At 42.6% G+C, this 3,080-nt stretch carries 5 protein-coding genes and 2 pseudogenes; all 7 read left to right on the top strand.

Annotation, left to right across the window (positions count from 1 at the left end; all coding sequences use genetic code 11):
- Positions 1-527 (top strand): annotated as a pseudogene (polC, locus tag RWO85_RS10080) (PolC-type DNA polymerase III); the annotation flags it as partial.
- A gap of 102 nt (positions 528-629) precedes the next feature.
- Positions 630-893, top strand: a complete 264-nt coding sequence (locus RWO85_RS10075; RefSeq protein ID WP_049551202.1) for a type II toxin-antitoxin system RelB/DinJ family antitoxin — start codon at positions 630-632, stop codon at positions 891-893.
- Entirely contained in the window at positions 886-1,164 is a 279-nt protein-coding gene (locus tag RWO85_RS10070; RefSeq protein ID WP_314415223.1) for a type II toxin-antitoxin system YafQ family toxin, read from the top strand. The genes RWO85_RS10075 and RWO85_RS10070 overlap by 8 nt, the downstream gene beginning before the upstream one ends.
- A 20-nt stretch (positions 1,165-1,184) precedes the next feature.
- Positions 1,185-1,337 (top strand): hypothetical protein, encoded by a 153-nt coding sequence (locus RWO85_RS10065; protein WP_311517170.1) that lies wholly within the window; start codon positions 1,185-1,187, stop codon positions 1,335-1,337.
- Positions 1,338-1,360: 23 nt separating this feature from the next.
- Complete coding sequence (locus tag RWO85_RS10060) at positions 1,361-2,602, top strand: aminopeptidase (RefSeq protein WP_314415706.1); 1,242 nt, start codon at positions 1,361-1,363, stop codon at positions 2,600-2,602.
- 9 nt (positions 2,603-2,611) lie between these two features.
- Complete coding sequence (locus RWO85_RS10055) at positions 2,612-2,842, top strand: GlsB/YeaQ/YmgE family stress response membrane protein (protein WP_314415704.1); 231 nt, start codon at positions 2,612-2,614, stop codon at positions 2,840-2,842.
- Positions 2,843-2,862: 20 nt separating this feature from the next.
- A pseudogene (locus RWO85_RS10050) lies at positions 2,863-3,080 on the top strand (hypothetical protein); the annotation flags it as partial.

Raw genomic sequence — 3,080 nt, 5'->3', positions numbered from 1 at the left:
CGGCAGCCTACGTTATGATGGCCTTGCGTGTAGCTTACTTCAAGGTTCACCATCCCATTTATTATTACTGTGCTTACTTCTCCATCCGTGCTAAGGCTTTTGATATCAAGACCATGGGTGCGGGCTTGGATGCCATCAAACGCAGAATGGAAGAAATCTCTGAAAAACGGAAGAACAATGAAGCCTCTAATGTGGAAATTGATCTTTATACAACTCTTGAGATTGTCAATGAGATGTGGGAACGAGGTTTCAAGTTTGGCAAACTCGATCTCTACCGTAGTCAGGCGACAGAGTTCCTCATCGATGGGGGCACCCTCATTCCGCCTTTTGTAGCTATGGATGGTCTGGGAGAGAACGTTGCTAAGCAGTTGGTGCGAGCGCGTGAAGAGGGAGAATTCCTCTCTAAAACAGAACTACGCAAGCGTGGTGGACTCTCATCAACCTTGGTTGAAAAGATGGATGAAATGGGCATTCTCGGAAATATGCCAGAGGATAACCAGCTCAGTTTATTTGATGAGTTGTTTTAAAAAAATTGTTTAATCATCTATCCAAAGAGGCTAATGTATATCCAATAGATTTACATTGGCTTTCTTTTTTGTTAAAATAGTCTATAGAAAGAGGGTGAGAGTATGTCAAAGACGAGTATGAGCATCCGTCTGGATAGTGAGGTTAAGGAGCAGGCCCAACAGGTGTTTAGTAATCTGGGAATGGATATGACAACGGCTATTAATATTTTCCTTCGTCAGGCTATTCAATATCAGGGATTACCTTTTGATGTTAGGCTAGACGAAAATCGGAAGTTGCTCCAAGTGTTAACAGATTTAGACCAAAATCGTAATATGAGCCAGTCTTTTGAATCAGTCTCAGACTTGATGGAGGACTTGCGTGCTTAAGATTCGTTATCATAAACAGTTTAAAAAAGATTTTAAGTTGGCTATGAAGCGTGATTTGAAAGCAGAATTACTGGAAGAAGTTTTAAATTTTCTTGTTCAAGAAAAAGAACTTCCTGCTAGATATCGTGATCATCAATTGACGGCATCCAAGTATTTTCAAGGAATTCGTGAATGCCATATCCAGCCAGATTGGCTTTTGGTCTATAAAGTAGACAGGGAAGAATTGCTTTTAAACTTGCTTAGAACAGGCAGTCATAGTGATTTGTTTTAATCTATTTTAAGGAGTTCAGGATGGAACTAAGAATATTCGCGGAAGATAAGCCGGCTGAGAAGGTATTTGAATATCAATTAGAACTTGCTGATCAAACAATTCTTCTATCAACAGCACTCTTGTCTGGTGCCATTGCTTTAGCAGGATTATTTTCTGCTTTGAAAGAAAAATAAACAAAAAGAAAAGGAAGAATAGAATGGTTTTACCAAATTTTAAAGAAAATCTAGAAAAATATGCGAAATTGTTGGTTGCGAACGGAATCAATGTGCAACCTGGTCACACTTTGGCTCTCTCTATCGATGTGGAGCAACGTGAGTTGGCTCACTTAATCGTCAAAGAAGCTTATGACTTGGGTGCGCATGAGGTTATCGTTCAGTGGACAGATGATGTCATTAACCGTGAGAAATTCCTCCATGCGCCGATGGAGCGTTTGGACAATGTGCCAGAATACAAGATTGCTGAGATGAACTATCTTTTAGAGAACAAAGCTAGCCGTCTTGGGGTTCGTTCATCTGATCCAGGTGCCTTGAACGGAGTGGATGCTGACAAGCTATCAGCTTCTGCCAAAGCTATGGGACTTGCCATGAAGCCAATGCGTATCGCAACTCAATCCAACAAGGTTAGCTGGACTGTAGCAGCCGCTGCTGGACTTGAGTGGGCTAAGAAAGTCTTTCCAAATGCTGCGAGCGACGAAGAAGCAGTCGATCTCCTTTGGGACCAAATCTTCAAAACTTGCCGTGTCTACGAAGAAAATCCTGTTAAGGCTTGGGAAGAGCATGCAGCTATCCTTAAGAGTAAAGCTGATATGCTCAATAAAGAACAATTTTCAGCCCTTCACTACACAGCGCCAGGGACAGATTTGACACTTGGTTTACCAAAGAACCACGTTTGGGAATCAGCTGGTGCTATCAATGCACAGGGCGAAGGATTCTTGCCAAATATGCCGACAGAGGAAGTCTTCACAGCGCCTGACTTCCGTCGTGCAGATGGTTATGTCACTTCTACAAAACCGCTTAGCTATAATGGAAATATCATCGAGGGAATTAAAGTAACCTTCAAGGATGGACAAATCGTAGATATCACTGCTGAGAAGGGTGATCAGGTTATGAAAGACCTTGTCTTTGAAAATGCGGGTGCGCGTGCCTTGGGTGAATGTGCCTTGGTACCAGATCCAAGCCCAATTTCTCAATCAGGCATTACCTTCTTTAACACCCTTTTCGATGAAAATGCGTCAAATCACTTGGCTATCGGTGCAGCCTATGCAACTAGCGTTGTTGGTGGAGCGGAGATGAGCGAAGAGGAGCTTGAAGTTGCGGGGCTTAACCGTTCAGATGTTCACGTGGACTTTATGATTGGGTCTAGTCAAATGGATATCGATGGTATCCGTGAGGATGGGACACGTGTACCACTCTTCCGTAACGGAGATTGGGCAAATTAAGGAGATAATATGTTAGGAAGTATGTTCGTTGGTCTCCTAGTGGGATTTTTAGCAGGTACTCTGATCAATCGTGGAGAGCGAATGGGATGTTTTGGAAAAATGTTTCTAGGCTGGATTGGTGCCTTTATAGGCCACTTGCTTTTTGGGACTTGGGGACCGATAATAGCAGGAACTGCCATTATCCCAGCGATTTTAGGAGCCATGATTGTCTTAGCGATTTTCTGGAGACGAGGAAGTTAATTTCTTAAATCTGATACTCAATGAAAATCAAAGAGCAAACTAGAAAGCTAGCCGCAGGTTGCTCAAAGCACTGTTTTGAGGTTGTAGATAGAACTGACGAAGCCAGCTCAAAACACTGTTTTGAGGTTGCAGATAGAACTGACGAAGTCAGTAACCATACATACGGCAAGGCGACGTTGACGTGGTTTGAAGAGATTTTTGAAGAGTATGAAACGAAAAGGAGGTTGGTCATTGTACC

Source organism: uncultured Streptococcus sp., assembly GCF_963521865.1.
In the GTDB taxonomy this organism is placed as follows: domain Bacteria; phylum Bacillota; class Bacilli; order Lactobacillales; family Streptococcaceae; genus Streptococcus.
Note: the sequence above shows the minus strand (reverse complement) of the source record. Positions and strands in the feature narration are given on the sequence as shown.

Bases quoted from the DNA above. Each gene is read 5' to 3' on its own strand.
- RWO85_RS10060 (WP_314415706.1), top strand. From the start codon at position 1,361: ATGGTTTTACCAAATTTTAAAGAAAATCTAGAAAAATATGCGAAATTG.
- RWO85_RS10065 (WP_311517170.1), top strand. From the start codon at position 1,185: ATGGAACTAAGAATATTCGCGGAAGATAAGCCGGCTGAGAAGGTATTT.
- RWO85_RS10055 (WP_314415704.1), top strand. From the start codon at position 2,612: ATGTTAGGAAGTATGTTCGTTGGTCTCCTAGTGGGATTTTTAGCAGGT.
- RWO85_RS10075 (WP_049551202.1), top strand. From the start codon at position 630: ATGTCAAAGACGAGTATGAGCATCCGTCTGGATAGTGAGGTTAAGGAG.